Origin of the sequence: Chrysosporum bergii ANA360D, from assembly GCF_029891735.1 — a bacterium.
In the GTDB taxonomy this organism is placed as follows: Bacteria; Cyanobacteriota; Cyanobacteriia; order Cyanobacteriales; family Nostocaceae; genus Umezakia; species Umezakia bergii.
In genome coordinates, this window is sequence record NZ_JANQDH010000052.1 from 1 (window position 1) to 25,179 (window position 25,179).

24 protein-coding genes are annotated in these 25,179 nt (G+C 41.7%); 12 read left to right on the forward strand and 12 right to left on the reverse strand.

All coding sequences use genetic code 11. The features are described from left to right. Positions 1-328: 328 nt before the first annotated feature. Positions 329-1,246: an AEC family transporter gene (locus NWP17_RS08570; RefSeq protein WP_280654494.1), complete on the reverse strand. Its 918-nt coding sequence runs from the start codon at positions 1,244-1,246 to the stop codon at positions 329-331. Between the two features lie 102 nt (positions 1,247-1,348). Here NWP17_RS08570 and NWP17_RS08575 point away from each other — a divergent pair, with 102 nt between their 5' ends. The 3 genes from NWP17_RS08575 to NWP17_RS08585 all read left to right on the forward strand — a co-directional run bounded on the left by NWP17_RS08575 (position 1,349) and on the right by NWP17_RS08585 (position 3,399). After that, complete coding sequence (locus tag NWP17_RS08575; RefSeq protein ID WP_280654495.1) at positions 1,349-2,179, forward strand: M15 family metallopeptidase; 831 nt, start codon at positions 1,349-1,351, stop codon at positions 2,177-2,179. 178 nt (positions 2,180-2,357) lie between these two features. Further along, entirely contained in the window at positions 2,358-3,011 is a 654-nt protein-coding gene (locus NWP17_RS08580; RefSeq protein ID WP_280654515.1) for a MotA/TolQ/ExbB proton channel family protein, read from the forward strand. Continuing rightward, positions 2,995-3,399 (forward strand): ExbD/TolR family protein, encoded by a 405-nt coding sequence (locus NWP17_RS08585; RefSeq protein WP_280654496.1) that lies wholly within the window; start codon positions 2,995-2,997, stop codon positions 3,397-3,399. Before NWP17_RS08580 ends, NWP17_RS08585 begins: the two co-directional genes overlap by 17 nt. Positions 3,400-3,456: 57 nt before the next feature. Here NWP17_RS08585 and mrdA read toward each other — a convergent pair whose 3' ends face one another. Then, positions 3,457-5,238 carry a penicillin-binding protein 2 gene (mrdA, locus tag NWP17_RS08590; protein WP_280654497.1) on the reverse strand — a complete coding sequence of 594 codons (1,782 nt, stop codon included), beginning with the start codon at positions 5,236-5,238 and terminating at the stop codon, positions 3,457-3,459. 346 nt (positions 5,239-5,584) lie between these two features. Here mrdA and NWP17_RS08595 point away from each other — a divergent pair, with 346 nt between their 5' ends. Genes NWP17_RS08595 through NWP17_RS08605 form a run of 3 tightly spaced genes read left to right on the forward strand, consistent with a single transcriptional unit; the run spans position 5,585 to position 8,751 of the window. Continuing rightward, positions 5,585-6,721: an ABC transporter ATP-binding protein gene (locus NWP17_RS08595; RefSeq protein WP_280654498.1), complete on the forward strand. Its 1,137-nt coding sequence runs from the start codon at positions 5,585-5,587 to the stop codon at positions 6,719-6,721. A gap of 11 nt (positions 6,722-6,732) precedes the next feature. Further along, positions 6,733-7,812 carry an ABC transporter substrate-binding protein gene (locus NWP17_RS08600; RefSeq protein WP_280654499.1) on the forward strand — a complete coding sequence of 360 codons (1,080 nt, stop codon included), beginning with the start codon at positions 6,733-6,735 and terminating at the stop codon, positions 7,810-7,812. Between the two features lie 21 nt (positions 7,813-7,833). Continuing rightward, positions 7,834-8,751 carry an ABC transporter permease gene (locus NWP17_RS08605; protein ID WP_280654500.1) on the forward strand — a complete coding sequence of 306 codons (918 nt, stop codon included), beginning with the start codon at positions 7,834-7,836 and terminating at the stop codon, positions 8,749-8,751. Between the two features lie 7 nt (positions 8,752-8,758). Here NWP17_RS08605 and NWP17_RS08610 read toward each other — a convergent pair whose 3' ends face one another. The 6 genes from NWP17_RS08610 to cobA form a co-directional block, all read right to left on the reverse strand. Further along, positions 8,759-9,784 carry a hypothetical protein gene (locus NWP17_RS08610; protein WP_280654501.1) on the reverse strand — a complete coding sequence of 342 codons (1,026 nt, stop codon included), beginning with the start codon at positions 9,782-9,784 and terminating at the stop codon, positions 8,759-8,761. 340 nt (positions 9,785-10,124) lie between these two features. Next, entirely contained in the window at positions 10,125-10,619 is a 495-nt protein-coding gene (locus tag NWP17_RS08615; RefSeq protein ID WP_280654502.1) for a universal stress protein, read from the reverse strand. A 99-nt stretch (positions 10,620-10,718) separates the two neighbouring features. Further along, positions 10,719-11,021 carry a hypothetical protein gene (locus tag NWP17_RS08620; RefSeq protein ID WP_280654503.1) on the reverse strand — a complete coding sequence of 101 codons (303 nt, stop codon included), beginning with the start codon at positions 11,019-11,021 and terminating at the stop codon, positions 10,719-10,721. A gap of 36 nt (positions 11,022-11,057) precedes the next feature. Next, positions 11,058-11,657 carry a dephospho-CoA kinase gene (gene coaE, locus NWP17_RS08625; RefSeq protein WP_280654504.1) on the reverse strand — a complete coding sequence of 200 codons (600 nt, stop codon included), beginning with the start codon at positions 11,655-11,657 and terminating at the stop codon, positions 11,058-11,060. A gap of 3 nt (positions 11,658-11,660) precedes the next feature. After that, positions 11,661-12,482 carry a uroporphyrinogen-III synthase gene (locus NWP17_RS08630; protein WP_280654505.1) on the reverse strand — a complete coding sequence of 274 codons (822 nt, stop codon included), beginning with the start codon at positions 12,480-12,482 and terminating at the stop codon, positions 11,661-11,663. 21 nt (positions 12,483-12,503) lie between these two features. Then, positions 12,504-13,241 carry a uroporphyrinogen-III C-methyltransferase gene (gene cobA / locus NWP17_RS08635; protein ID WP_280654506.1) on the reverse strand — a complete coding sequence of 246 codons (738 nt, stop codon included), beginning with the start codon at positions 13,239-13,241 and terminating at the stop codon, positions 12,504-12,506. A gap of 144 nt (positions 13,242-13,385) precedes the next feature. Here cobA and NWP17_RS08640 point away from each other — a divergent pair, with 144 nt between their 5' ends. The 5 genes from NWP17_RS08640 (at position 13,386) to mltA (ending at position 19,179) form a co-directional block, all read left to right on the forward strand. Continuing rightward, on the forward strand, positions 13,386-15,104 hold the full coding sequence (locus NWP17_RS08640) for a diflavin flavoprotein (protein ID WP_280654507.1): 1,719 nt from the start codon (positions 13,386-13,388) through the stop codon (positions 15,102-15,104). A 104-nt stretch (positions 15,105-15,208) separates the two neighbouring features. Beyond that, positions 15,209-16,921, forward strand: a complete 1,713-nt coding sequence (locus tag NWP17_RS08645; protein ID WP_280654508.1) for a diflavin flavoprotein — start codon at positions 15,209-15,211, stop codon at positions 16,919-16,921. Between the two features lie 223 nt (positions 16,922-17,144). Further along, the gene (locus NWP17_RS08650; protein WP_280654509.1) at positions 17,145-17,324 is read left to right on the forward strand and encodes a hypothetical protein; all 180 of its coding nucleotides are present in this window, start codon (positions 17,145-17,147) and stop codon (positions 17,322-17,324) included. A gap of 373 nt (positions 17,325-17,697) precedes the next feature. Further along, on the forward strand, positions 17,698-17,952 hold the full coding sequence (locus NWP17_RS08655; protein WP_280654510.1) for a hypothetical protein: 255 nt from the start codon (positions 17,698-17,700) through the stop codon (positions 17,950-17,952). A 3-nt stretch (positions 17,953-17,955) separates the two neighbouring features. After that, positions 17,956-19,179, forward strand: coding sequence for a murein transglycosylase A (gene mltA, locus NWP17_RS08660; RefSeq protein ID WP_280654511.1), 1,224 nt, complete (start codon positions 17,956-17,958; stop codon positions 19,177-19,179). Between the two features lie 51 nt (positions 19,180-19,230). Here the strand turns inward: mltA and NWP17_RS08665 are convergent, their stop codons facing one another. From NWP17_RS08665 to sodB, 4 genes are all read right to left on the reverse strand, one after another. Then, on the reverse strand, positions 19,231-20,094 hold the full coding sequence (locus NWP17_RS08665) for a DUF5895 domain-containing protein (RefSeq protein ID WP_280654516.1): 864 nt from the start codon (positions 20,092-20,094) through the stop codon (positions 19,231-19,233). Positions 20,095-20,424: 330 nt separating this feature from the next. Continuing rightward, positions 20,425-21,108: a PHP domain-containing protein gene (locus tag NWP17_RS08670; RefSeq protein WP_280654512.1), complete on the reverse strand. Its 684-nt coding sequence runs from the start codon at positions 21,106-21,108 to the stop codon at positions 20,425-20,427. Between the two features lie 252 nt (positions 21,109-21,360). Next, positions 21,361-22,386: a phosphoribosylformylglycinamidine cyclo-ligase gene (gene purM, locus NWP17_RS08675; protein ID WP_280654513.1), complete on the reverse strand. Its 1,026-nt coding sequence runs from the start codon at positions 22,384-22,386 to the stop codon at positions 21,361-21,363. A gap of 211 nt (positions 22,387-22,597) precedes the next feature. Next, positions 22,598-23,200 carry a superoxide dismutase [Fe] gene (sodB, locus tag NWP17_RS08680; protein ID WP_280654514.1) on the reverse strand — a complete coding sequence of 201 codons (603 nt, stop codon included), beginning with the start codon at positions 23,198-23,200 and terminating at the stop codon, positions 22,598-22,600. Positions 23,201-23,481: 281 nt separating this feature from the next. On the opposite strand from sodB, the gene argJ reads away from it, so the two are divergent. Then, positions 23,482-24,756 (forward strand): bifunctional ornithine acetyltransferase/N-acetylglutamate synthase, encoded by a 1,275-nt coding sequence (gene argJ, locus NWP17_RS08685; RefSeq protein ID WP_280654517.1) that lies wholly within the window; start codon positions 23,482-23,484, stop codon positions 24,754-24,756. Positions 24,757-25,179 lie beyond the last annotated feature (423 nt).

Sequence of the window (25,179 nt, forward strand, 5' to 3'; positions counted from 1 at the left end):
GCAGAAATTGCTTTCTAATTATTTAATTGAGCAACTCAAACGCCCAAGTATTTCTATGTGTTTGGTTTGATTCAATTTGTCGCTTTGCTACCGCGAAGCCCGCCCACTATTTGTGCTAGTTGTGTCACTTATTTCAGTACATAAATACTATAATATAGCGATCGCCTGTGCCAGTTGCGTAAGTCCTGTATAAAAATGGTCGGCATGGGGCATCAGCACTACCTAAAATGGACAGGGAGTGACTGTAAGACTGTTTCGGCAGCGAGTTACTGTGAACTGTCAAGAATCACCGACCTTAAAGGTCGGTGAGTATGTCAAGTAGACTAAATCAAAACAGCCATAGCCAAAGGGGAAGAGTAAGTAGTAACATCATAGAACCCACCGCCAAACAGGTAACTGCCAGATCCCGATCCAAATTAAAAGTTTCGGCAATTACCAATGTAGCAAAGGCTGGAGGCATAGCCATTTGTATAACTATTACTTGTGCTGCTTCTCCCGTCACTCCCAAGAATGGTAATGTGCCGCCAATAACTAAGGGAACCACTAACATTTTAATAGTCAAGCTCATCCCTGCTTGTGGTAGACGGTGCCATGAGGTAAGCCGGGAAAGTCGCATACCAATTAATATTAAAGTTAAAGCAACTACACTCCAACCTAATTTTTCTAAGCTATATTCAAGGATATGAGGGAGTTGCACTGCGCGAAATAGCAAGCCAAAGCCGAAACTCCATAAAGCAGGATTAATTAAAATTGACTGGACAATTTGCCAATAATTCCTGACATGATTGCCAAAATGAGATGCTAATACTATCCCTAAACCATAAGCCCCAAACAGTGACCCCAACATATCGTAGAATAAAGCCCAGGCAAAGTATTCTTGTCCCACTAATGCCAAGGTGATGGGGAAACCAAGATAACCAGTGTTACCCACCATCGCTGCTAAAAGCAAACTACCTTGAGTTGACTTTTGGGGGATAGTTTTTGTCAAATGAGCCTGCCCTTTCATTGCTAACCAAGCCAAAAATCCCCCCAGTGTAATAGCTAGGTGGGCGATGACGGGGGCGATCCAAATCCGCCCTGACAAATCAGCATTATGTAGAAAGGCTACAATACTTATAGGTACTCCCACCCAAAACAGCCATTTACCTATACGGGTAGGAACTGTGTTGGGTAGTTTTCGTCCCAGAATAAAGCCCACTAGGACTAGTCCTAGGAGTTTGACGTATAGTTCTAGGAGGTTAGCCAAGATTGTTACCTGGAATAATAGATTATAAAGACTACGGAAGATGTTTATTTGTGTCCAGTCTACAATCTTTGGTGAGTATTGCACAAAAGCAGGAGTTGATTCTTGAATAAAGCCCGGTTTTCTGGACAACCCCATAACTTCTCAGATAACCCTGGTGAAGATATCCCAGAGGCTTTGCGCGATAGCCCTGAAGCAAAATCCCAGCCACTCCCCCCCAGTGTAGTTTTGCTGATGGTAGGAGTGGGAGGGTTAGTTCTGATGGGCTTAGTTGCTGGTTTTTGGTTCTTTGTGGTCGCCCCCAAGGTTCCCCCTAAAACTAATCAAACTAATCTTGATTCATCACCTAGTCCAGCAACTACACCAACCCCACAACCGAGGGATTCTGTCAAAAGTCAAGATAAAAATGTTGATGCCCTGTTGGGTCATTTGAGATACTCAGAAGCCCCAAAGTCAGAACTATTGCCCATTACAGCAGATGGGCGGATGGAAATGAGAAAAGCTGCTGCACAAAAGTATCAAGCCATGGCACAAGCAGCGCGACGGGAAAGCGTAATTTTAGTACCAATTTCTGCTTTTCGCTCAGTTAAAAATCAGGAAGAGTTATTTTTTGGTGTTGGTGCTAGGCGCAATCAAACTCCGTCCCAAAGAGCATCTGTCAGCGCGCCCCCTGGACATAGTGAGCATCACACAGGTTACGCTGTGGATATAGGGGATGGGACAGTACCAGCCACTAATCTACAAACCAACTTTGAAAACACAAAAGCTTTTAAGTGGTTACAAGCAAATGCTGCTCGTTTTGGTTTTGAAATGTCTTTTCCTGCCAATAATTCCCAAGGTGTTAGTTATGAACCTTGGCACTGGCGTTTTGTCGGCGATCGCCATAGTTTAGAATTATTCTACAAAGCCAGAAATATCAACTCCACCCCAAAATGATAGCAACATGATATAAATTCCTGTTAAATTAGATATTTACCTAATTACCATAGCCGATATTTCCCAGTTTTTACCACATTTTGCCATAAATAAATTTATCCCCTCTTGACTAAAAGTATCAACTTACCCGAAGATTCTACTCATGTGGGTTTGTATTACTTATGATGTGAAAGGCACGATGGGAATTAATAATCTGTTTACCGCAGGCGGCGTGGTGATGTGGCCGCTATTTGGGTTTTCCGTGTTAGCAGTGGCGCTGATTGTTGAACGGATCTGGTTTTGGGTGAGAATCAGCAACCGTCAAAACACTGTCATTAGAGACGTGTTAAAACTTTATCGCCTGGATAATGTAGTTGGTGCCATGGATAAATTACAAAAAAATGCAGATTTGCCTTTAGCAAGGATTTTTCTGGCTGCTTTGGAACTAGAAGAAGCGAAACCGGAAGAATTTCGTTTAGCATTAGAAAGTGAAGCCCAAGCAGAAATACCTTTACTAAAACGCTTTCAAAACATCTTTGAAACCATCATCGGTTTGGCACCACTATTAGGTCTACTCGGTACTGTATTAGGGTTAATCACCTCCTTTGCTTCCCTGGATATTGGTGATGTGGGGGGTACGAAAACCGCCGGCGTAACTGCTGGTATTAGTGAAGCCTTGGTTTCTACTGCGGCTGGCTTAGTAGTTGCTATATTTACACTTTTATTTGCCAATTCCTTTCGAGGTTTATACGTCCGCCAAATGGCACTGATTCAAGAATATGGGGGACAGTTAGAATTACTTTACCGTCGCCGGTACGAAGGAGGAGAGAAAACCTGTGCGCCTACCAGATGAACCAGATTTACCAACACAGATCAACATCGTACCGATGATTGATGTCATATTTGCTATTTTAACCTTTTTTATCATGTCAACGCTGTTTTTAACTCGGTCTGAGGGTTTGCCTGTGAATTTACCTACAGCTACCACAGCCACACAACAGCAAGTTCCCATGAAAATCACGGTTACAGTAGACGCAACAGGAGTAATTAGCCTTAACCGTCAACCTAGTACAATTAATTCATTAGTAGAACAACTCCGGGCTATGATTGGTTCTAATTCAGAGGCCTTAGTAATTATTAATGCTGATGAGCAAGTGGGGCATGGTCAGGTGGTGGCAATTATGGATCGTGTGCGTCAAGTAAAAGGGGCAAGGTTAGCAATTTCTACTCAAAAACCATAGGATGCTTGACACTCCCCACGCTATCAAGGCGTGGGATTCCAGCGTCACTGACGTTTCTTACTTGCGTTGAAAATAATCTTCCATGATTTGTAAAACCATTGGTCCAGCAGTACTACCTCCACCACCGCCCGAATGTTCGGCAAAGGCTACAATCAGGATTTCTGGTTTATCTGCTGGTGCATAAGCACCAAACCAGGCATGATTTCTTTTGACTCCACGCTGCCATGCTTCGGCTGTCCCGGTTTTACCAGCTACTGGCGGGAGTGTGGGCTTATTTAAAACTTTACCAGTACCCTCAGTTATTACTTTTCTAAGTCCATCACGGAGAATCTTAATAGTTGTCGGCTTCATATTCACGGATGTTCGCCAGCTTTTTGCTTCTTCATTATCTTTAAGTAAATGGGGCTGGACTCGGTAGCCGCCATTAGCGGGTACAGCAAACATCACCGCAACTTGCAAAGGAGTAGTCAGTAAAGCACCTTGACCAATGGACATATTGATGGTGTCGCCCACACTCCAAGGTATTTTCCAGGTCTTTTGTTTCCATTTGTCATCAGGTACTAAACCCCTTGTTTCTTCTGTGGTAAAGTCAAAGCCGGTTTTTTTACCAAATCCAAATTTACGAGTCCATTCAATTAAAGTTGGGCCACCTACCCCCTTAGCAACTTGATAAAAGAAAGTATCACTACTCCACTGCATCGCTCCCACAAAACCTAAAGGACCAAACCCCGCGTGATTCCATTCACCAAATCTGGTTCCGCCAATAGTTAGGGAACCGTAGGTTTGTAAGACTGTGCTGGGAGAAAATTTACCCGATTCCAGCCCAGCTGCGGTGGTGACAATTTTAAAAGTACTAGCGGGAGGAAAACCACTGAGGGCGCGATTGACTAGGGGGTGGTTTTCACCTTGGACACTTTGCCAATCTTGTTGGGAGAGTTTTTGTTTAGAGAAGATATTGGGATCAAAGGTTGGACGAGATACCATGGCTAACACTGCGCCATTTTTGGGGTCAATGGCTACAATGGCACCGTTGTAATTGCCTAAAGCTTTATGGGCGGCAATTTGCAGGTTTAAATCTATGGTTAAGTTGATATCATTACCGGGTTTTGCTTGTTTTTCTCCTAAAACCCGAATGGGACGACCTGCGCCATCCACTTCTACTTGTTGACCCCCCCATTCACCCCGGAGAGTATTTTCATAAGCTTTTTCAGCCCCCATTTGACCAATCACATCTCCCAAGCGATAGCCTAACTTCCGTTTTTGTTTTAATTGTTCGGGTGTCAACTCTCGCGTGTAACCCAGGACATGAGCTAATTCTTTACCGTGGGGGTAGTAGCGCACAGCTTCTGTATGTATTTCTACATCTTGTAGTTCGTTTTCATACTCTTTGAGTCCAGTAATTTGGGCTTCATTCAGATCACGAGCAATACGAACTAGTGAAGAAGAGTTGGGTCCTGCTGCTTGTAATTTTTTTTCTATTTCTTCTTTGGGGATATCCAGAATTTTTTCTAAACGTGAACCAGTCACCAACCAACCGGCTTTCTCATGGGACATAGGCCACAAATAGACAGAACGGGGATAACGTGTACTAGCTAAAAGTTTGCCATTGCGATCAAACATATTGCCTCTTTCTGGTTGTTTGGCAATGATCCGCACTCGGTTAGCCTCTGCTTTAGCACGGTTGCTGGCTCCTTCGATAATTTGTAAGTATGCCAATCGCCCCCCTATCCCAGTGGTGGTTAGTAGGGTGAATGCAATTAGAAATACAGACTGAAAATTACGTCCGACTGTACGTGTATTGTTTCTTTGGCTAAGTGGAGTAGGATGCAATAGAGTCATAAGCTGTTACGCATTTAATTTGTATACCAGTAGCGGGCAGGATGCCCGCAGTAAATATGTTTATGAAATAGAGATTATTGGATTTAGCAGCACAATAGCTTAAAACAAATAAAACAAATAATTTTTTTTAAACTACTATGAATATGTATAGTATTATGCTAAATACTTATAAAGGGATTAGTTTCCAAGCGATCGCATGACTTATGAACTTAGAACCCAATTTTACACTACATAACATAATTAATTTTTTCTCCAATCTTTTAAGTGTTTGATACGGAATTATGAGCTTTAATATATTACACTAACTAACAAAATCATCTCATATCACAGCATTCTACCGAAGATTATGGCCCAAACTGTCACCGAAAACCAAAATCCCATCAGAACATCCCAGTCATTAGATGTGGAACTGCGTTACGTGTTCAAGTTTTTTAACAAAGAACCGGCAGTACATGGAGTAGATTTGGATGTGAAAAAGGGGGAATTCTTTAGTATTTTAGGCCCTTCTGGTTGTGGTAAAACAACTATACTACGGTTAATAGCAGGGTTTGAGATGACGGATGCGGGTAAGGTATTGATTCAAGGTGAGCCTATGAACAATGTACCTGCTTATCGCCGCCCGGTGAATACGGTATTTCAAAGCTATGCTCTGTTTAACCATATGAATGTGTGGGATAATGTGGCTTTTGGACTGCGCCTCCACAAGAAACTTCCTAAATCACAAATCGAAACCAGAGTAAAAGAGGCTTTGATTCAAGTAAAAATGGAGAGTTTGCAACGGCGCTTTCCCAGTCAACTATCTGGTGGACAACAACAACGGGTAGCTCTGGCCAGGGCTTTGGTTAATCGCCCCACTGTGCTATTACTAGATGAACCTTTGGGGGCTTTGGATTTAAAACTGCGTAAAGATATGCAGGTTGAGTTGTCCAATTTACATCAAGATTTAGGATTGACTTTTATCATGGTGACACATGACCAGGAAGAGGCTATGTGTTTGAGCGATCGCATCGCGGTGATGAATCAGGGTAAAATCGAGCAAGTGGGTACTCCTAGAGAAATTTACGAACATCCCCAAACTCCTTTTGTTGCTGATTTTATTGGTGATACTAATTTATTCAGTGGTAACATAACTACTGTGGAATCCTTTAGGGTACACATAGAGACAACAACAGGACTAAAAATCGCCGTAGCCCGCAATCAAGACACACCCACACAACCATCTCAACCAGTGGTTGTAAGTGTGCGTCCGGAGAAAATTCAACTTTCCCTTTATCACCCCAATGTATTAACTAACTGCTTTGAAGGGAAGCTAGTTAGAGCCATGTATTTGGGAACCCACGTTAGTTATTTTGTGAAATTGACAAATGGTTTCACAATCAATGCTTTACAGCCCAATACCTTTGGTGACTTACCAGACCCTGACACTCCCATCTATGCTTGGTGGACAGAAAGTGACTGTATAGCTTTGTTAAACATTAAGTAATTAAGTTAGTTATGTCTAATAGACGGCAATTTTTACAAGCGTTGACAGCGCTTTCTAGTTTATTGATGACTAGCTGTGGTTGGAAACTGGGTAACGTTAGGTCTGGGACTACCTCTAGCAGCGACCAAATGTATATTTACACTTGGACGCAATACTCAGATCAAGAATTACTTGATGCTTTTCTTGCCCAAACAGGCATTAAAGTACTTGTAGATGTGTATGACTCTAATGAGGTGATGTTAGCTAAACTTTTAGCTGGTGGTGCTAATGCTTACAGCCTCATCTATCCATCAGACTACATGGTGCAGAAAATGCAGGCGCAAGGTTTGTTAATTGAATTAAATAATGATCGCTTAATTGGTCTAGATCAATTGTTTCCCCAATTCCAAAATCCTACCTATGACCCGAATAATCGCCATAGTATCCCTTTTAATTGGGGAACCACAGGTTTAATTTATAATTCGGCAATTCTTAAAGATGCACCAGAAGATTGGGACTATCTTTGGCAAAATCAAAAAAACCTCAATAAGCGAATCACATTGTTAAATGATGTCCGTGAGGTGATGGGTGCAGTATTACGAATGTTGGGTTATTCATACAACTCAAAAGACGAAAACCAAATTAAACAAGCTTATGAAAAATTATTAGAGTTAAAACCCGCGATCGCGGCTTTTGACACCGACGCTTGGCAAAATCAAATCCTGGCTGGAGATTTAACTGTAGCAATGTGTTATTCTGTTGATGCTCTTAAAGTCACTAAAGAAAATCCCCAACTCAAATATATCATTCCTCGCAGTGGTTCTTCTTTATGGACTGATACAATAGTGATACCCAAAACAGTTTCTAATATAGAGGGGGCTTATGCCTGGATAAACTTCATTTTACAACCAGAAGTAGCATCTGTTCTGAGTAAACGCATGAATATTGCTACTCCTAATAGTGCTGTTTTTGAACAATTGCCCGAAGAAGTCAAGAACAACCAAAATTTGTTTCCTTCACCATCACTGTTAGAAAACTGTGAACGTATAACTCCGTTAGGGGATATTGAAGACCTTTACGAGCGTTATTGGACTCAGTTGACTAGTAATTAATTAATCAATATTGTTTATATTATGGCTCAGAAAAATAACTCCTCTCCAATATCAATATATTTACCAGGCAATAATGCCGACATAAAAAAAACACATTCCCCTCAGTTTAACTGGCTCCAACCTTTAGTATTACTTGCTCCTTCTGGTCTTTGGTTATTACTTTTGCTAGTGCTGCCAACTCTGTTAATTTTGCAGTTAAGCCTAGTCCCCAATATTAGACCAGGAGATATAGTCAATCCTAGTGGACTTGATAACTATATTCGCATATTTGACCCCTTATATTTGCAAGTAATTGGGCGTTCCTTATGGTTAGCTGGGGAGACAACTATCATTTGCCTTATATTAGGTTTCCCTGTGGCTTATTGGATGGCTCAAATAGCCCCGCCACGTTGGCGAAACCTGCTGTTGATAGGGTTTGTCCTCCCATTATGGACGTCTTCCCTGCTCAGGTCTTATGCGTGGATTACTATCCTCCGCCCCACTGGCTTAGTCAATAGTTTACTCAGCAGTTTAGGCTTACCCACCTTGGAACTACTGCACCGGACTCCCGCAGTATTAATTGGCATGACCTATAGTTTATTACCCTACATGGTTTTAATTCTATATGCGTCTTTGGAAAAGCTGGATAAGCGCTTATTAGAAGCAGCTGCTGACCTAGGCGCAAATGACATACAAACTTTTTACCAAATCACCGTACCCCAAATTTTACCAGGAATTGCTGCTGCTTCCATACTTGTATTTATGACAGGACTAGGGGATTTTATCAACCCAGAATTACTGGGCGGGGCTTCTAGTATGACCACTGCACGGTTAGTTTATAATCAGTTTCTGGGTGTCACCCAAAATTGGGGTTTTGGTTCAGCCTTGAGCATGATATTAATTTTAGTTGTAAGTATTGCCATCGCCCTTTTAATTAGGTTTGGTGAACCCAGAAAATAAGCAATAATTACCTGAGTTGGCGAAAAAATCCTTGTTTGAATTTAGACCAGAGTAAACATACTATTCCCACTACTAATAGGGAGGTAGAAAATGTAGGCTCTGGAACAGTTTGAGGGTTGTACCAAGGCTGATGAGTAACGGCGTTGGTTTTAATTTTGCTCAGTAATGCCAGAAACTGCTCAATGTCTGTAGATACATTACCGTTATTTTCAGAAAGAATCAATCGGTTGAGGGTCTGCATCTCTGACTCTCCAAGATTTGCTGTTAGGGGTAAAAAATTTTCCCCCATTCTCCCCATGAGAGAATCAATTAAATTATCCACATCAGTTTTAATATCTGGAGGAACTAACTCTAAATCCTTGGTACTTTTTTCATTACCAATAATTTGGTTGTTTTCGTCAATAACCCAATTACCATTACCAACCACTGTATTGTTATCTTCAAAAATCCAGTTACCATTACCAATAATTGTGTTGTTATTACCAAAGTCCCAATTACCATTACCAATGGTTGTGTTATTATTACCAAAGCCCCAGTTACCGTTGCCAATGGTGGAGTTATTACTATTGAATTGCCAATTACCATTACCTAGAGTTGCATTACTGCTCCCTTCATCCCAATACCAGTTACCATTCCCAAGGGTTTTATTATCACCTGCAAATAGCCAGTTACCATTACCAATGGTTCCATTATTATGATTAAAATTCCAATTACCATTACCAATAGTTGCGCTATCACTGCCAAAGTTTCTGTTACCATTACCAATAGTTGCGTTATTTTGAGGCAAAGATGAACTATCACCACCATCTGAGGGGTTTTCACTCATAACTGATTGCAAGCGATCAAAAACTAATTGATTAAGTTGACCGCTAACATCACCTGCAAAGGGGTCAATAATACTATCTACTACCGGTTTTTGCTCCCTATCACTTAAAGGTAAATTTTCCCCTAAAAGTTCATCTAAGCCTTGAAATGGCGGTCTTTGAGTTTGCCAATTACTACTATTAAAAAAATTGTTACTAGTTGATTCCATTAAGAATAATTCTCCAGTTTTACACCTATAAATATTTTCAATGTCAGGATAAAAAATACATATTTACGGCTATTGTTTGGTTGATATAATAGCCAAATTTAGGTTTTTACAAAAAATCCGCACTTAATGAGTTGGATATTAAATTGGTATAAACCGTAATTAATTTTCATCCCATGAATAATATATGTAATTCCAGTTATTTTGAAAATGTCAAATATTTTTATGTTAATTGCTAATTTATTACAGGATGTCTCTTGTGGATTAATCAATTTTAGTGCGTATTTTGTGAACGGTAGCGAGCAAGATGCTCGCACTACAACGTTAGTATAATGACCAATGACTATTCCCTGTTCCCTAATCGTCCTTGTACTATCAATATAGAGCAAGGTGCATGATGTAGTACATAATTACTCACACTGCCTAACAAAAATTCGCTGATTCCTGTACGACCCCGACGACCAACAACAATTAAGTCAGTTAAACTATTACGAGCAACTTCACAAATGATTTTACCAGCATCACCCAAACTTTGGGTAAACCCAGATTTTACACCTGCATTAATAGCGGTTTCACTTAAGCCTCGCAACCAGTCTAGTCTTTGTTTTTTAATTTCTTCCCACTCCTGTATATAAGTATTCATAGGTGTAGTTGGTACAGATGGATAAATGGTGTCTGGTTGTGTAAATATAGGACTGATATAGGGATCTTCTAATGGAGATAGTATGTGTAGCAACATGAGTTCAGCATCAGCAGCTTTTGCTAAAAATACTCCTTGTTCAAACACATATGGGCTTATTTCTGACTGATCTACAGCCACCAAAATTTTTTGATACATACTTAACATTCCTTAGTATCTAGTGGTTTTTTAATTAACTCATCCTATATATATTCTAGTTTATGGTGTATTTAAAGTGGTGGTTAAAATGCCCAGAGATTAGCCTTGTTTCAGTAAAGCTATCCACATATCAGGTGGGTCAGAGTAGTAATCAATTTCCTCAACTTGATATACATAGGAGTGAGAACCAAGTTGTAATATAATTTGATCACCGGATTTGATACCTTTCCCCACTGCGGTCATGTATCCTGCTGTTCCCTCATTGGTTAACTCAAATACATAGTCTCTTCCCCGCACTGATTGGGTATAATCATGTATTTTTTGCTTTTTATTTGCTTGATTCTGGAAAAACTTCACCTCTGCTAACCAATACCCCACTAAGGACATGAATAACTTTTTCATAATTTACTAAAATATGAAACAAAATCCGGTATAATCTCAATTACTCGTAATTTTCATGGCAACAGCAACATCTACTTGTTTTAGTAGAGAATCAAGCGTAGAAGAGTTATCAAGGACAACAGTTGCACCGGCTGCTTTTTCTTCCATAGATAATTGGCTATTAATGCGGGCTTGGGCTTGTTGTTCAGTTAAATGATTTCGCTGCATTAACCTTTGTAGTTGCTGCAATTGAGAACAGCGCACAACCCAAATTTCTGTAACTAAATTAGTCATCTTTGCTTCAAATAGCAGAGGGATAACTAAGACAATTTGCGGTGATGGCGATTCAGCAATTGCTGCTTTAAAGCGCTGGACTACGTAAGGATGAATCAAACTTTCTACCCACTGGCGTTCATTTGCTTGTGCAAAAATAATTTTACCTAGTTTTTCTCGGTTGAGGCTTTGATCTGAAAGTAAAATTTGTTCACCATAGCGTTGAGTGAGAGCATGGAGGATGGGCGAACCTATGTCCACAGCATCTCGCGCATAAATATCTGCATCAAAAATTGGCAGATTCTTTGCACTAGCCAAATAATTGGCTACAGTGGTTTTACCTGTAGCAATACCCCCAGTTAAGCCGATGATGCGTTTATTCATGAGTTAAGAATTTATCGCCCATTTGATTAATGCTTTAGTTAGGCCATCTAAAGTATATTCTTCTGCTTCAATATTTACTCGCCCCAATAAATCACGGCAAGTTTTTGAGGTTTGGGGTCCGATGGAAGCAATACAAACTTTTTCTAATACATGACTAAGATTACTATGATCAGCAAATACCTGATCTGCCAGTTGACAAAAAAAGTGTACTGTTTTAGAACTGGCAAAGGTAATCACATCTAAATTGCGATTTTGCAGCGCTAACTGGGCTGATTCTGGCATGGTTTGGGGACAGCCAGATTGATATGCAGCCACCTCTACTACTACAGCACCCACAGCAGTTAATTCTTGGACTAAAATATCTCGTCCCCCGCTTTCTACTCTGGGAAATAATACTTTTTTACCTTGTAGTGATTCTGGGAAACTCGCTGCTAAAGAGTCAGCCACAAAATTAGAGGGTACAAAGTCAGGACAAAGACCGCGCTTGTGCAAACTTTGGGCGGTTTTTTCACCAACAACAGCAATTTTAATCCCTGGTAAAGCACTAATATTTTTACCCTGGGCGGTTAGTCGGGTAAAAAAATAATCTACCCCATTACTAGAAGTGAGAATTAACCAGTCAAAGTCAGCTAAACTGGCTATTGCTTGGTCTAAACTTTCCCAGCTAGAAGGGGGGAAAATTTCTAAACTTGGCATAGAAATTACGGTAGCACCATGAGCAGTCAAATTATGGCTAAATTCGCTTGATTGTCCAGAAGAACGAGTTACTAGGATAGTTTTACCCTCAAGGGGGAGATGGGGGGACAGGGGGAAGTGGTTGGACATAGATACAGACTAAAGATATTTTTAAAGATGTTTTTGCGGTTGTAAGTAATTGCATAATCTCACAACTTCACCAATTACAATTACTACTGGAGATAGAGAAACTTGGGCAGTTTTTGCCAAAATGTTATTTAGTTCACCTATCCAAACTTGTTGATTCACAGTTCCTGCCCACTGGATAATGGCAATGGGAGTAGAAGGCGATCGCCCCTGTCTTAGGAGTTGGTGTATAATCTCTGGTAAACTGCGCCCACCCATCAATATTACTAAGGTATCTAACCTAGATATTGTAGACCAATCTAAAACATCTGGTTCATGGGCTGTTAACACGGCAAAACAGCGACTTAATACAGCATCTGTCAGAGGAATTCCCGCCATTAGGGGTGCAGCTAGGGCTGAAGAAATTCCTGGTATGACTTCAAAATCGCAACTGTAATCTTGTAAAGCTTGAATTTCTCCAGTACAGCGACCAAAAATAAACGGATCACCTGATTTTAGTCGGATAACTTGTTTTCCTTCCAGACAGTAATGCACAAGTAACTGATTAATTTCACTTTGGGGGGTACTCAGTTTACCACCACGTTTACCAACATGGAGACGTAAACAATCAGATGATACACAGTCTAACAATTGCTGATCTACTAAATCGTCGTAGATTAATACCTCTGCTTTGCCTAAGAGCCGATAAGCTTTTACTGTCAGATATGCTACATCTCCAGGTCCAGCACCCACCAGATAAACTTTGCCTTTGTGTGTAGTCATGATTTGTAAACAAACTAATATTTTGCTTGACTTGATACAAGTTTAATTTAATGAAATAACATCTTTATTACAACTTTAAACATAAATTCCAGAGACAATGAGAGCAGAAAAAGAATAGTAAAAATTTGCGCTCGGAGACGAATAATGATAGCGATCGCAGAGAACGTACAGCATCGACTAACTATACAGACTGTAGAAATTGCCCCTAACACAACGGCGATTCGCTCTCTAGATTGGGATCGCGATCGCTTCGATATCGAATTCGGACTGCAAAACGGTACGACATACAACTCATATCTGATTAGGGGCGACCAGACAATTTTAATCGACACTTCCCACCAGAAGTTTCGTAAACTTTACTTAGATACACTCAAAAGCCTTGTTAACCCCAAAACAATTGATTACATAATCGTTAGCCACACAGAACCAGACCATAGCGGCTTGGTTGAAGATGTACTACAGTTAGCTCCCAGAGCAACTGTATTAGCCTCAAAAATTGCTCTCCAATTTTTAGAAGGTTTAGTACATGACCCCTTTTCTAAACGAATAGTTAAAAGCGGCGATCGCATTAACATTGGCAAAGGACACGAAATTGAATTTGTCAGCGCGCCCAACCTGCACTGGCCAGACACCATCTTTACTTACGATCGCAAAACCCAAACCCTGTTCACCTGCGACGCTTTTGGGATGCACTTCTGTGACGATCGCGCCTTTGATGAAGACCTAGAAGCCATCGAAGCTGACTTTAGATTTTACTACGACTGTCTGATGGGTCCTAACGCTCGTTCCCTGGTCAACGCCATGAAGAGAATGAGCGAATTGGGAAAAATTAACATGATTGCCAACGGTCACGGGCCAATACTCTACCATCATTTAGACGTATTAACTGAGTGCTACCAAACCTGGAGTCAAAGACAGGCCAAAACAGAAACCACCGTCGGCTTATTTTATGTTTCCGAGTATGGCTATAGCGATCAACTGGGAATGGCTATAGCTGAGGGCATACAAAAAACCGGAGTGGGAGTAGAAGCCATTGATCTTAGCACAGCTGAACTGCAAGACATCCAAGAACTAGCAGGTAGAGCCAAAGGTGTTGTCATAGGAATGCCTCCATCTAGTGCGGTTGCAGCTCAAGCAGGGATTAGTTCATTATTATCGGTGGTCAAAAATAAGCAAATGGTGGGCTTATTTGAATGTTACGGTGGTGATGATGAACCCATTGATACCCTGCGCCGGAAATTTATTGACTTAGGAGTTAAAGAAGCCTTTCCAGCTATTCGCATCAAAGAAACTCCCACAAGCCTTACATTCCATCTTTGCCAAGAAGCAGGTATTGACCTGGGACAGCTGGTGATGCGGGAACGCAACATCAAGCAAATCAAATCTCTTGATGTCAACATGGAAAAAGCCCTGGGGCGTATCACCACTGGACTTTACATCGTCACTACCCAGAAAGGCCATGTCAAAGGCGCTATGTTAGCTTCCTGGGTAGCCCAAGCTAGTTTACAACCTTTAGGATTCACTATAGCGGTAGCTAAAGACCGGGCTATTGATTCCTTAATGCAGGTGGGCGATCGCTTTGTTCTTAACGTGCTGGAAGAGGGAAACTATCAAGAACTGAAAAAGCAATTTCTCAAGCGCTTACTTCCAGGGGCTGACAGATTTGCTGGGGTGAAAACCCAAACTGCCGAAAACGGTTCTCCCATTCTCGCCGATGCTCTGGCATACATGGAATGTGAAGTGCAAAAAAGTATGGAATGCAGCGACCACTGGCTGTTATACTGCACCGTTCAAGAAGGCCGCGTTGCCAAAGCCGATGCACTCACAGCAGTTCGCCATCGCAAAGTAGGTAACTACTACTAATCAAAGCAGCTGGGTATGGTTGAAATTCTGATTTAGGGGTGTATTGCAGTACACCCCTACACCCGATTTTTTCATTTGTTTTACCACACTTCACCAAAAAATCTATGACCAATTCCAAACCCCGTGACGTACAAGTTCTCCCCATTGCTACAAACACACAACTAATTAGAGCGCGTAGTTGGTCACGCCTGCGGTTTGAAATTGAATATGCACTGAGTAGAGGTACTACCTCCAATTGTTATTTAATCGCAGCGGAAAAAACCGCAATTTTCGACCCACCGGCTGAAACCTTCACAGAAATTTATTTAGCCGCTTTGCAGCAGACCATCAACCTGCAACAGTTGGATTATGTGATATTGGGTCATTTTAGCCCCAATCGTGTGCCAACTCTCAAGGCAATTGTAGAGTTAGCACCCCAAGTGACTTTTGTTTGTTCGCTGCTGAGTGCGGCTAACTTGCGTAATGCTTTCCCAGATCACCCATTGCAAATTTTAGTTATGCGGGGGAAAGAAACTATAGATTTAGGTGGGGGTCATGTTTTAAAATTCTTGCCTATTCCCAGTCCTCGTTGGCCAGAAGGACTCTGCACCTACGACCAACAAACTCAAATCCTCTACACAGATAAATTATTTGGCGCTCATGTTTGTGGGGATCAGGTATTTGACGACCACCCGGAAGCATTCCAAGAAGACCAGCGCTACTACTACAACTGTCTCATGGCTCCCCAAGCCCAACACGTAGAAGCAGCATTAGAAAAAATCTCAGATTTCCCGGTGAGAATGTACGCTCCCGGTCACGGTCCATTGGTACGCACTGGCTTAATGGAACTGACCAAAGCCTATACAGAATGGAGCAACGCCCAAAAAAATCGGGAAATATCTGTGGCTTTATTATATGCCTCAGCTTATGGCAATACAGCTATTTTAGCTCAGGCTATGGCTTTGGGACTAACTAAAGGTGGGGTTGCTGTCCAGTCGATCAACTGCGAATTTGCTACCCCTGACGAAATCCGCACTGCTATTAAACAATCTGATGGCTTTGTGATTGGTTCCCCTACCATCGGAGGTCATGCTCCCACCCCCATTCATACTGCTTTAGGAATCGTCCTTTCTGTTGGCGATAGCAGTAAATTGGCTGGTATATTTGGTTCTTACGGTTGGAGTGGGGAAGCGTTTGATTTAATTGAAGGTAAACTGCGGGATGCTGGCTATCGTTTTGGATTTGATACTCTCAAAGTCAAGTTTAAACCAGACGATGTAACTCTCAAATTGTGTGAAGAAGTTGGTACAGATTTTGCTCAAACCTTGAAAAAAGCTAAAAAAGTTCGTTTACCCCAACAAGCTGCTACCCCTATGGAGCAAGCTGTAGGTAGAATCGTCGGTTCAGTTTGTGTTATCTCAGCTAAACAAGGTGATGTTTCTACCGGGATGTTAGGCTCTTGGGTTTCACAAGCTACTTTCAATCCACCGGGTCTAACTGTGGCTATTGCCAAAGACCGCGCCATTGAGTCCCTGATGTATCCAGGTGGTAAGTTTACCTTAAATATCCTGGAAGAAGACAGTTATTTAGAGTATACAAAGCATTTCCGCAAAAATTTTGCTCCTGGCGAAGATAGATTTGCCAACTTTAGCACCACTGTTGCAGATAATGGCTGTGTTGTTCTCACTGATGCTTTAGCTTATGTGGAATGTTCAGTTGATCAACGTATGGAATGCGGCGATCATTGGGTAGTTTATGCCACCGTTGACAACGGTAAATTAATTAAACCCGATGCGGTTACTGCCATTAATCATCGCAAAACTGGCACTCATTATTAGAGATTGTTTGACGCACCCCATATTTTAACTTGTCGGGTGCGTCTTGTATCTTGACCAATGACTAATATCAAATATGACAAAAAATATTAAGTAAGATTCGGCAATTGCCACCAAGACAATTGAATATATATCATGTCATTCTATAGCAAATTATGGTCTGGCAGTTCTCACACGACTTGCCAACTACCCTACCGCAACGTTTTTATACTATTCTGTTCCTCCTATGTCTCCACAACACAAAAAGATTAAATTCCCTTTGTGGGAGTATCTCAACCAGCCCTTATTTAGCCGTAATTCTCAACTAGAACTGAATCCCCGTCGTTTTGCCCATAGCTGGCGAATTAGACTTCTAGAACGGTGCTTGAATAAAGAATGTGATGCTAAAGGGCCTCAACAATATTAATTCACGTTGCGGGTGATCAAGTTAGGTGATCTTTGTTAAAAATGCGCCACTCAATCGCCACTAAATTATTCTAGGGTGTATCAGATGGCATAAATCCTACCAATAAGTTGATATTTAATGTCTGACACATCCTGTACTATAATCCTATAATGGTGTGTCAGATTTTATTATAAACTCTGAGAATAAAGTAATTCACATTATTTTCGCCACATTATTTTTGAGGGAACTGGTAAAAGTCAAGGCCGTCTAAGGTTAAAGCAATGGTGAATCATCAATTCACTCTCAAACTTTTGTACTTTTAGTATGCTTACTCTTTTCATCTGGCGTTACTTGGTTAAGAATGAGTTAAATATGTTTCCAAGGATTTTATTTTATGCCTAGAACACCAGACGAATTTGCCGTACACCTTTTACTAGAAGGTGGTCACAGGGAAGAAGTGCGTTTTCCCACTTTTCAAGATTTTCAAAAGTGGTACACTAGCTCGCTTATGCCTAAGTTTGATTCTAATGAATTGATTAACGTACCAATTAAGAATATTCAGCAGGAGTACTTAGTAGTACGTCCCATTAAGATTTTAGCCATCCGGGTAGAACCAGTTTTTAGCTCTAGTGTTGAAAGATTCAACTAAATCATGAAAAAAAGCCTTGCTTTGATTTCCTTGAGTTTGGGAATTACTTTGATAAATCCTATCTGGTCAGCTGTAGCTCAGGTTTCTATCCCTTTACCACCAGCAACCATTTCCAAAATACAGCGACCACCCCTTAAACCCCTCAACCTGGGAAATAACTGTACTCCCAGATGGGCTTGCTTGGGTTGGGATGAGCAACTTTGGGGAGAAGGTAGTAAATCCGGCGATCGCCAAGCCTTATTAACAGCTATTGACCATAGTTTAAGTTACCTGCAAAAAAATAGTGCCATCGCTGCTTATGAAAATTACCCAGTTAAAGGAATTACCCACGATCGCGTGCGTCGCAGTTTAATTCGTTTCCGTCAGTTGGTGGTTAATTCCCCCTCCCCCGCCCAACTACAAGCCTCCGTGCGCCGGGAGTTTGTGTTTTACAAGTCTGTGGGCAATGATGGTAAAGGTACTGTCAAGTTTACTGCTTACTACGAACCTGTTTATACTGCCAGCCGGGTGAAAACTCTAGAATACCAGTATCCCTTGTATCGACTACCACCGGACTTTGCTCAATGGGCTAAACCTCACCCCAAACGAGTGGAATTAGAAGGTAAAGACGGTTTACTAGGGGAGAAAAGCCAGTTAAGGGGCTTGGAAATGCTCTGGTTCCGCCATCGCCTAGATCCATACATGATACAAATTCAAGGCTCCGCCCAAATTCAGTTAACTGATGGGACAAGAACTTCTGTTGGCTTTGCTGGTGGAACAGATTACCCCTGGACTAGCATTGGTCGCCAACTGTCTAAAGATGGTAAGTTAGCCGCACATCAATTAAATATGCCCGGCATAATTGACTTTTTCCAGCGCCAGCCCCAGGAATTGAGTAATTATCTACCGCGTTGGGAAAGATTTGTTTTCTTTCAAGAAACTGCTGGTAGACCTGCTACTGGTAGTATTAATGTACCAGTTACACCAGAGCGATCTATCGCCACAGATAAATCTCTCATGCCTCCCGGCGCACTAGCCCTAGTTCATACTTCACTACCATATCCCACCAGCAATGGGCAAATGAAATATCAAACCGTGAGCCGCTTTGTATTGGATCAAGATACTGGTAGCGCTATTAAGGGACCCGGAAGGGTGGATTATTTCATGGGATCTGGCAAGGTAGCAGGCGATCGCGCCGGGGTTACAGGTGGTAACGGTACACTATACTATCTGCTGTTGAAAAAATAAACATGGGGGCTGGGGGAGGTGTTGAGCAACATCTTTGCTTGTCCCTCTTTTTTAGTATGGTGGATAATCATCTTCATCGGCGTAAATATAAGAATTAGAAACCCCCACTGCTGCCATTTTTGGTGTTTCCACTTTGATAGATTCCTTAGCAAACTCTTTGTATTCTTCAAAAGTTTTGCAGATGATGGCGGACTCGGACGAATCAGAAGCAATTAAGTATTCTGTTAATGTGGAAACTGTGGGATGTTTGTATTCCACTGTTGAGGCTACCATCACAATATTTGGCTCAATTCCCCTTTCTTCAGACTCAATTATGGGGCAGAAAATTCCATGAGCATGAAATAATGGACCCTTTGGTGACACGGGTTGCTGGCGATATAAAGCATAAGCTCTTTCTAGTTCAGCTAGAAATCCACCGATCATTCTTCCTTGTTGAAATTCACAGTAGTTTTTGCTGAAACTCGCTCCTGCTGCACCACTCACAGTTAGTTGTAATGGATATTTGTGCAGAAAGTTTTTATTTTCTCCCACTAAGTATATCAGGTGGCGAGTAAAAGTTACAAATTTAAGTTTATCTGCTATAAAAGCTTCATAATTTTCTTTAAGAGTACCTAGTTTACTACCAGTTTCCCGGTCTTTAACAGATAAAGGACCCCTGCGGACTATAACTAACTTGGGAGTATTGGTCATAAAAACCGTTTCCACTCCAGAGCTAAATTCATGCTCTATCTGTTGCCAATTGTTATCCGGCTCAAAGCCTACAGCCCTGGCATTATCTAACTTAATCGCCAACCCGTGGGGTTGCACACCATCCACACCATACCGAGGATTAATCATCTGACACCAGGGTATGATTTTATTGGGAGGCGCGTTAAATTTATCATCCTCAAAGTCGAAATTAACAGATGCTGGCATCATTTTATAGTATCACTGATATCTTCCCTGGTTGAAACACAGGGGATTCTAAACTAATGTTGCTGCGCGGTCATCAGACACGCTAGGCAACGTTTAAGATATGATTTAATAAATCATATCCTCTTGGGAGTGTCCAGGCTCCCCTACTCACCTTGACTAAGATTATACTTAGTTAGCATCTTATGGTTTTTTCACCAATTTTGGGATGCTTTTTTTATTCTAACTGAACAAAAATGCTCTTAGAATACCCATCGCCTTTTGTCAAGGATACCACAGGATAAATCCCCCTGGCTGTTGAAACCAGGAGTGTTAACAAACATTGATTCATTTTTACAAGCGTTGTAGCAGATTTAAACCATGTGTATCAGTACCACAGGTGTTAAAAAGCCGATATTCATCAGCTAAGTTTTGTACTTCTTGTGTTTCTAAAGGACTTGGTTGCCAAGGCTTGGGGTTGTTGTAAGCGTAGAAAGTTTCCACACCGTCAATTCCCAATCCAGCAGCGGCCGGAATTAATTCCAAATGCGATCGCTTATAACGGGCTGGATGAGCTAAAACAGCCAGTCCGCCAGCTTCATGTATGGCTGTAATTACGTTATCTGCTTGATATTCTGACCCGGTAGTAGTTTGACCTTGCAAATACGGCTTTAGCCTGGGATGTTCTGGATCAAAGGCGTAAGCTAAAATATGCACATCAATATCCGAGAGATTGGCATTAATTTCTACCCCACTCCATAAATAAGGAGTGTTATCACTGCTATTTTGCCGCCATTCCTCTAAACATAATCGTGCCTCTTGATACCCTTTGACACTATGATGATCTGTGATCGCCAATCCTTGTAGCCCAATAGCGATGGCTTGTGCCATTAATGTACTGGGTTGCAACTTGCCATCTGAGTAGACAGTGTGCATATGGAAATTGAAGAAATGAGGACAGCTTTGGGCATCAATCCTGTGAAAGACTTGCCTTAAAATATTTGCGGAAGTCGATGTTTGAGCAAAATTTACAACCATAAGGTTCTCTACATGAAAATACGTAATTTACCACACAGCAATACACAACAATTAACCTATGTGTGAAAAAAAAACTCCACCACATGAAAGTGTCTGTCGTTGCTTTTTCAACTTTAGTAGCCAAATTTTTCAATATGTTAAGACTACCTTAGCAAATCTGTAAGCATATGGTGATTAATATTTCCGATTTCCCATATAAGGAACAATAGTCATAAATTTTTCCCCTAACATATTTCAACCCTGAAGCAATTATCACGGTAAGCCCGACAATGTACCCGAACCATTGATCACCTCACCAATTACCACAGCTGAAACATCCTGTGATTCAAAGAAAGCAATTGTTTTTTCCGCCTCATGGTGTGGTACTATCAGCACAAAACCAATTCCCATATTAAAAGTGTTGTACATAGCCTCGGTAGTCACAGAACCCACTTCAGCTAACCACTGAAACACAGGGGGAATAGTCCAACTATGGGGGTGGATTTGAATACTTTGATTTTTCCCCAAACATCTAGGTAAATTCTCTGGTAGTCCACCACCTGTAATATGAGCCATGCTATGAATTTCTAAATCGGCTTGAAGTGCGGCCAGAACAGGCTGGACATATATTTGTGTAGGTCTTAGAAAAGCCTCGGCTATGGTTTCACCACCTAATAATGATGGACGTTCATCCCAAGCTAAGGCGCGATCGCTGACAATTTTCCGCACCAAACTCAAGCCGTTGCTGTGTACACCCGTGCTAGCAAGTCCAATGGCCACATCCCCCACCTGCACCAAAGAACCATCTAACATCCGGCTTTTTTCCACAATACCCACACAAAACCCGGCCAAGTCATACTCACCCACCTCATAGAAACCTGGCATTTCTGCGGTTTCTCCTCCTAATAAAGCGCAACCCGCCAACCTACAACCAGAAGCAATACCAGCCACCACTTCAGTTAGGTGTTCCGGTTCTAACTTACCAGTAGCCACATAATCTAAAAAAAACAGTGGTTCAGCACCTGATGTCAACACATCATTAACACACATAGCCACTAAATCTATGCCAACGGTATCATGACGGTTGAGAACTTGAGCGATTTTTAGTTTAGTTCCCACACCATCAGTTCCCGAAACCAACACCGGTTCCCTAAAACCACCGGGTAATTGAAAGCAACCACCAAAACCACCCAGACCACCAATTACTTCTGGTCTAAAAGTGCTGTGAACTAAATTGCGAATTTTATTGACAAAGGCTCTACCCGCCTCAACATCAACCCCAGCATCCCGATAATCCATGTCCTGATAGCATCGTTATCAATTGATTACCAACTTAGGCTATCATTTCACCAGTGTTAGTTGTCAGGTGAGAAGGGTTTTTTTCAACAGTAGCGAGCAACACTTGTACCACAATCACCTGTTCCTTTGATCATCTTTAGCAAAGACAGCCACGATCCTAGTCGTGACTGCTTGCAGTAGTAGTAAATTAACTGATCCTCACTGCTTGATATTAGGCTTGAGCGTAATTTCCGGCCACAAAGTCCCAATTTACCAGCTGATCTAAGAAGTTCTTAATGAAAGCTGGACGAGCATTTCTATAGTCGATGTAGTAGGCGTGTTCCCAAACATCCAGGGTTAGGAGTGCCTTTTTGCCATGAGCCAAGGGGTTCTCTGCGTTTGGTGTCTTCATTACCTTCAGAGTACCACCATCATCAATTAACCAAGCCCAGCCACTGCCAAATTGAGTTGCAGCAGCATTAGAAAATTCTTCTTGAAATTTGTCGAAGCTGCCAAAATCCCGATTAATCTTGGCTGCTAAGTCGCCGCTAGGTGCGCCACCACCTGCTGGCTTCAAACAATTCCAGAAAAAGCTGTGATTCCAAACTTGAGCAGCATTATTAAAGATTCCCATCTTAGAGGGGTCTTTAAAGGAAATTTGGATGACTTCTTCTAGAGACTTGTCAGCCAGTTCTGTACCCTCAGTCAGCTTGTTCAAGTTGTTTACATAGGCTGCATGATGTTTGCCATAGTGATAGTCAAAGGTTTCGCCCTTCATGCCATACGGCTCTAGAGCGTTAAAATCATAAGGTAAGGGGGGCTGTTTAAATGCCATTTTGTGAAATCCTCTCTTTACTGTTTTCCAGTTTAAAGCTGTTGAGCTATTGGGAATTACAGGCTTTATATGTAGTAGCAGTCTTACATCCAAATCAAAACGGACATATTGGACATAAAACTTAACAGTGTCATTCTACTACCAAAGTGAGGATGATGACAAAGTATTGTTGTATTTTCGGCAGATTCTTATAAATTAATCATTTTTAATCAAAACCACTAATGTGTCAAGACTTGGTATAATCAGCAGTCAAGCAGCTAAGACTTGTGAGAAGAGATAAAATGGCACATTGGCAAGAAATTAGTGGTGGCGTGACAGCCCCTAGGGGTTATCAGGCGGCGGGAATTACAGCAGGACTCAAACCATCGGGATTGCCGGATTTAGCTTTAATATGGTCAAATGTAGAGGCGATGGCTGCTGGTGTATTCACCACTAGCCAAGTGAAGGCAGCCTGTGTGGATTATTGTCGCCAACGTTTGCAAGCCAAACATAGCGCCCGTGCGATTCTCTGCAATGCCGGTCAAGCAAACGCCTCCACAGGTAGACAAGGTGTGCTTGATGCCCAAGAAAGTGCGGAAATATTAGCAGGTGAGTTGAAGATTGCACCAGAATCAATATTACTGGCTTCTACTGGTGTAATTGGTCAAAGGATCAGGATGGATGCTTTACGCGGTGGGATTCCCAAGGTAGTAGCAGCCCTTTCGGAAACAGGTTCAGATGCGGCAGCAGAAGCAATTATCACCACAGATTTAGTAAAAAAATCTATTGCTTTAGAAACAACCATTGGCGATCGCCCAGTGCGAATTGGGGGAATTGCCAAGGGTTCGGGAATGATTCATCCCAATATGGCTACTATGTTAGCATTTGTTACTTGTGATGCGGCAGTTTCATCACATCTGTGGCAACAAATGTTAACTAGGGCAGCTGATCAAAGTTTCAATGCCATCACCGTTGATGGTGACACCAGCACCAATGATAGTTTAATTGCTTTGGCAAATGGTCAATCTCGCACACCAGCAATTACAGAAATGGGTGCAGAAGCTGAGAAACTAGAAGCGATGTTAACAGCAGTATGTCAACATTTAGCCAAAGCGATCGCCCGTGATGGCGAAGGTGCAACTTGTTTAATTGAAGTGCAAGTTACCGGCACTTATGATCAAGTTTCAGCTCGTCAAATAGCCAAAACCATTGCAGGTTCATCTTTAGTTAAATCAGCAATTTTTGGACGTGATCCCAATTGGGGACGTATTGCCGCAGCAGCCGGACGTGCGGGTGTAAACTTTGAACAAGACGACCTGCAAATTAAATTAGGGGATTTCCTGTTATTAGAAAATGGTCAACCAGTACCATTTGACCGCGCAGCAGCCAGTGCATATTTAAAACAAATCGCGGACAATTCTTCCCTACCTCCAGGGTTAGGTGAGCGGACTGGTCAACGAGTAGATAACCCGGTGATTATTGCAGTTAATGTTGGTCCTGGTCATGGTTTTGGTCAAGCCTGGGGGTGTGACTTGAGTTATGACTATGTGAAAATTAACGCCGAGTACACCACTTAAATCAATTTAAGATTTTAGGTTTTAGGTTTTAGGTTTTGGGATTTTTTTATGATTTTAGTAATTATGGCACTTATCACCGCTTGACTGATGATGGTATCACTCACTAGAAGTCGGTGTTACAGGGTAACACAAGCATCTTGCTTGTTAGAATGTAGAATGAGTGAATTGCACCAAGCCGCTATGCTGTGCCGCGGGGAATGAATTCCCCGGCTGAAAGCTGAAGTCGGTTTGAGACCGACCGAATTTGGTTTACATATCTGTTGTGATTTCTGAATACCGGCTAGAAGCCGGTGTTACCCTGTAACACAAGCATCCTGCTTGTCCCCTCTAGCAGTTATCGGTTTGAGAAAGATTTATCAACATTGCACATAAACTAGTCGGTTTTAACCGACTTTAGCTATTAGACAGGGAATTTATTCCCTG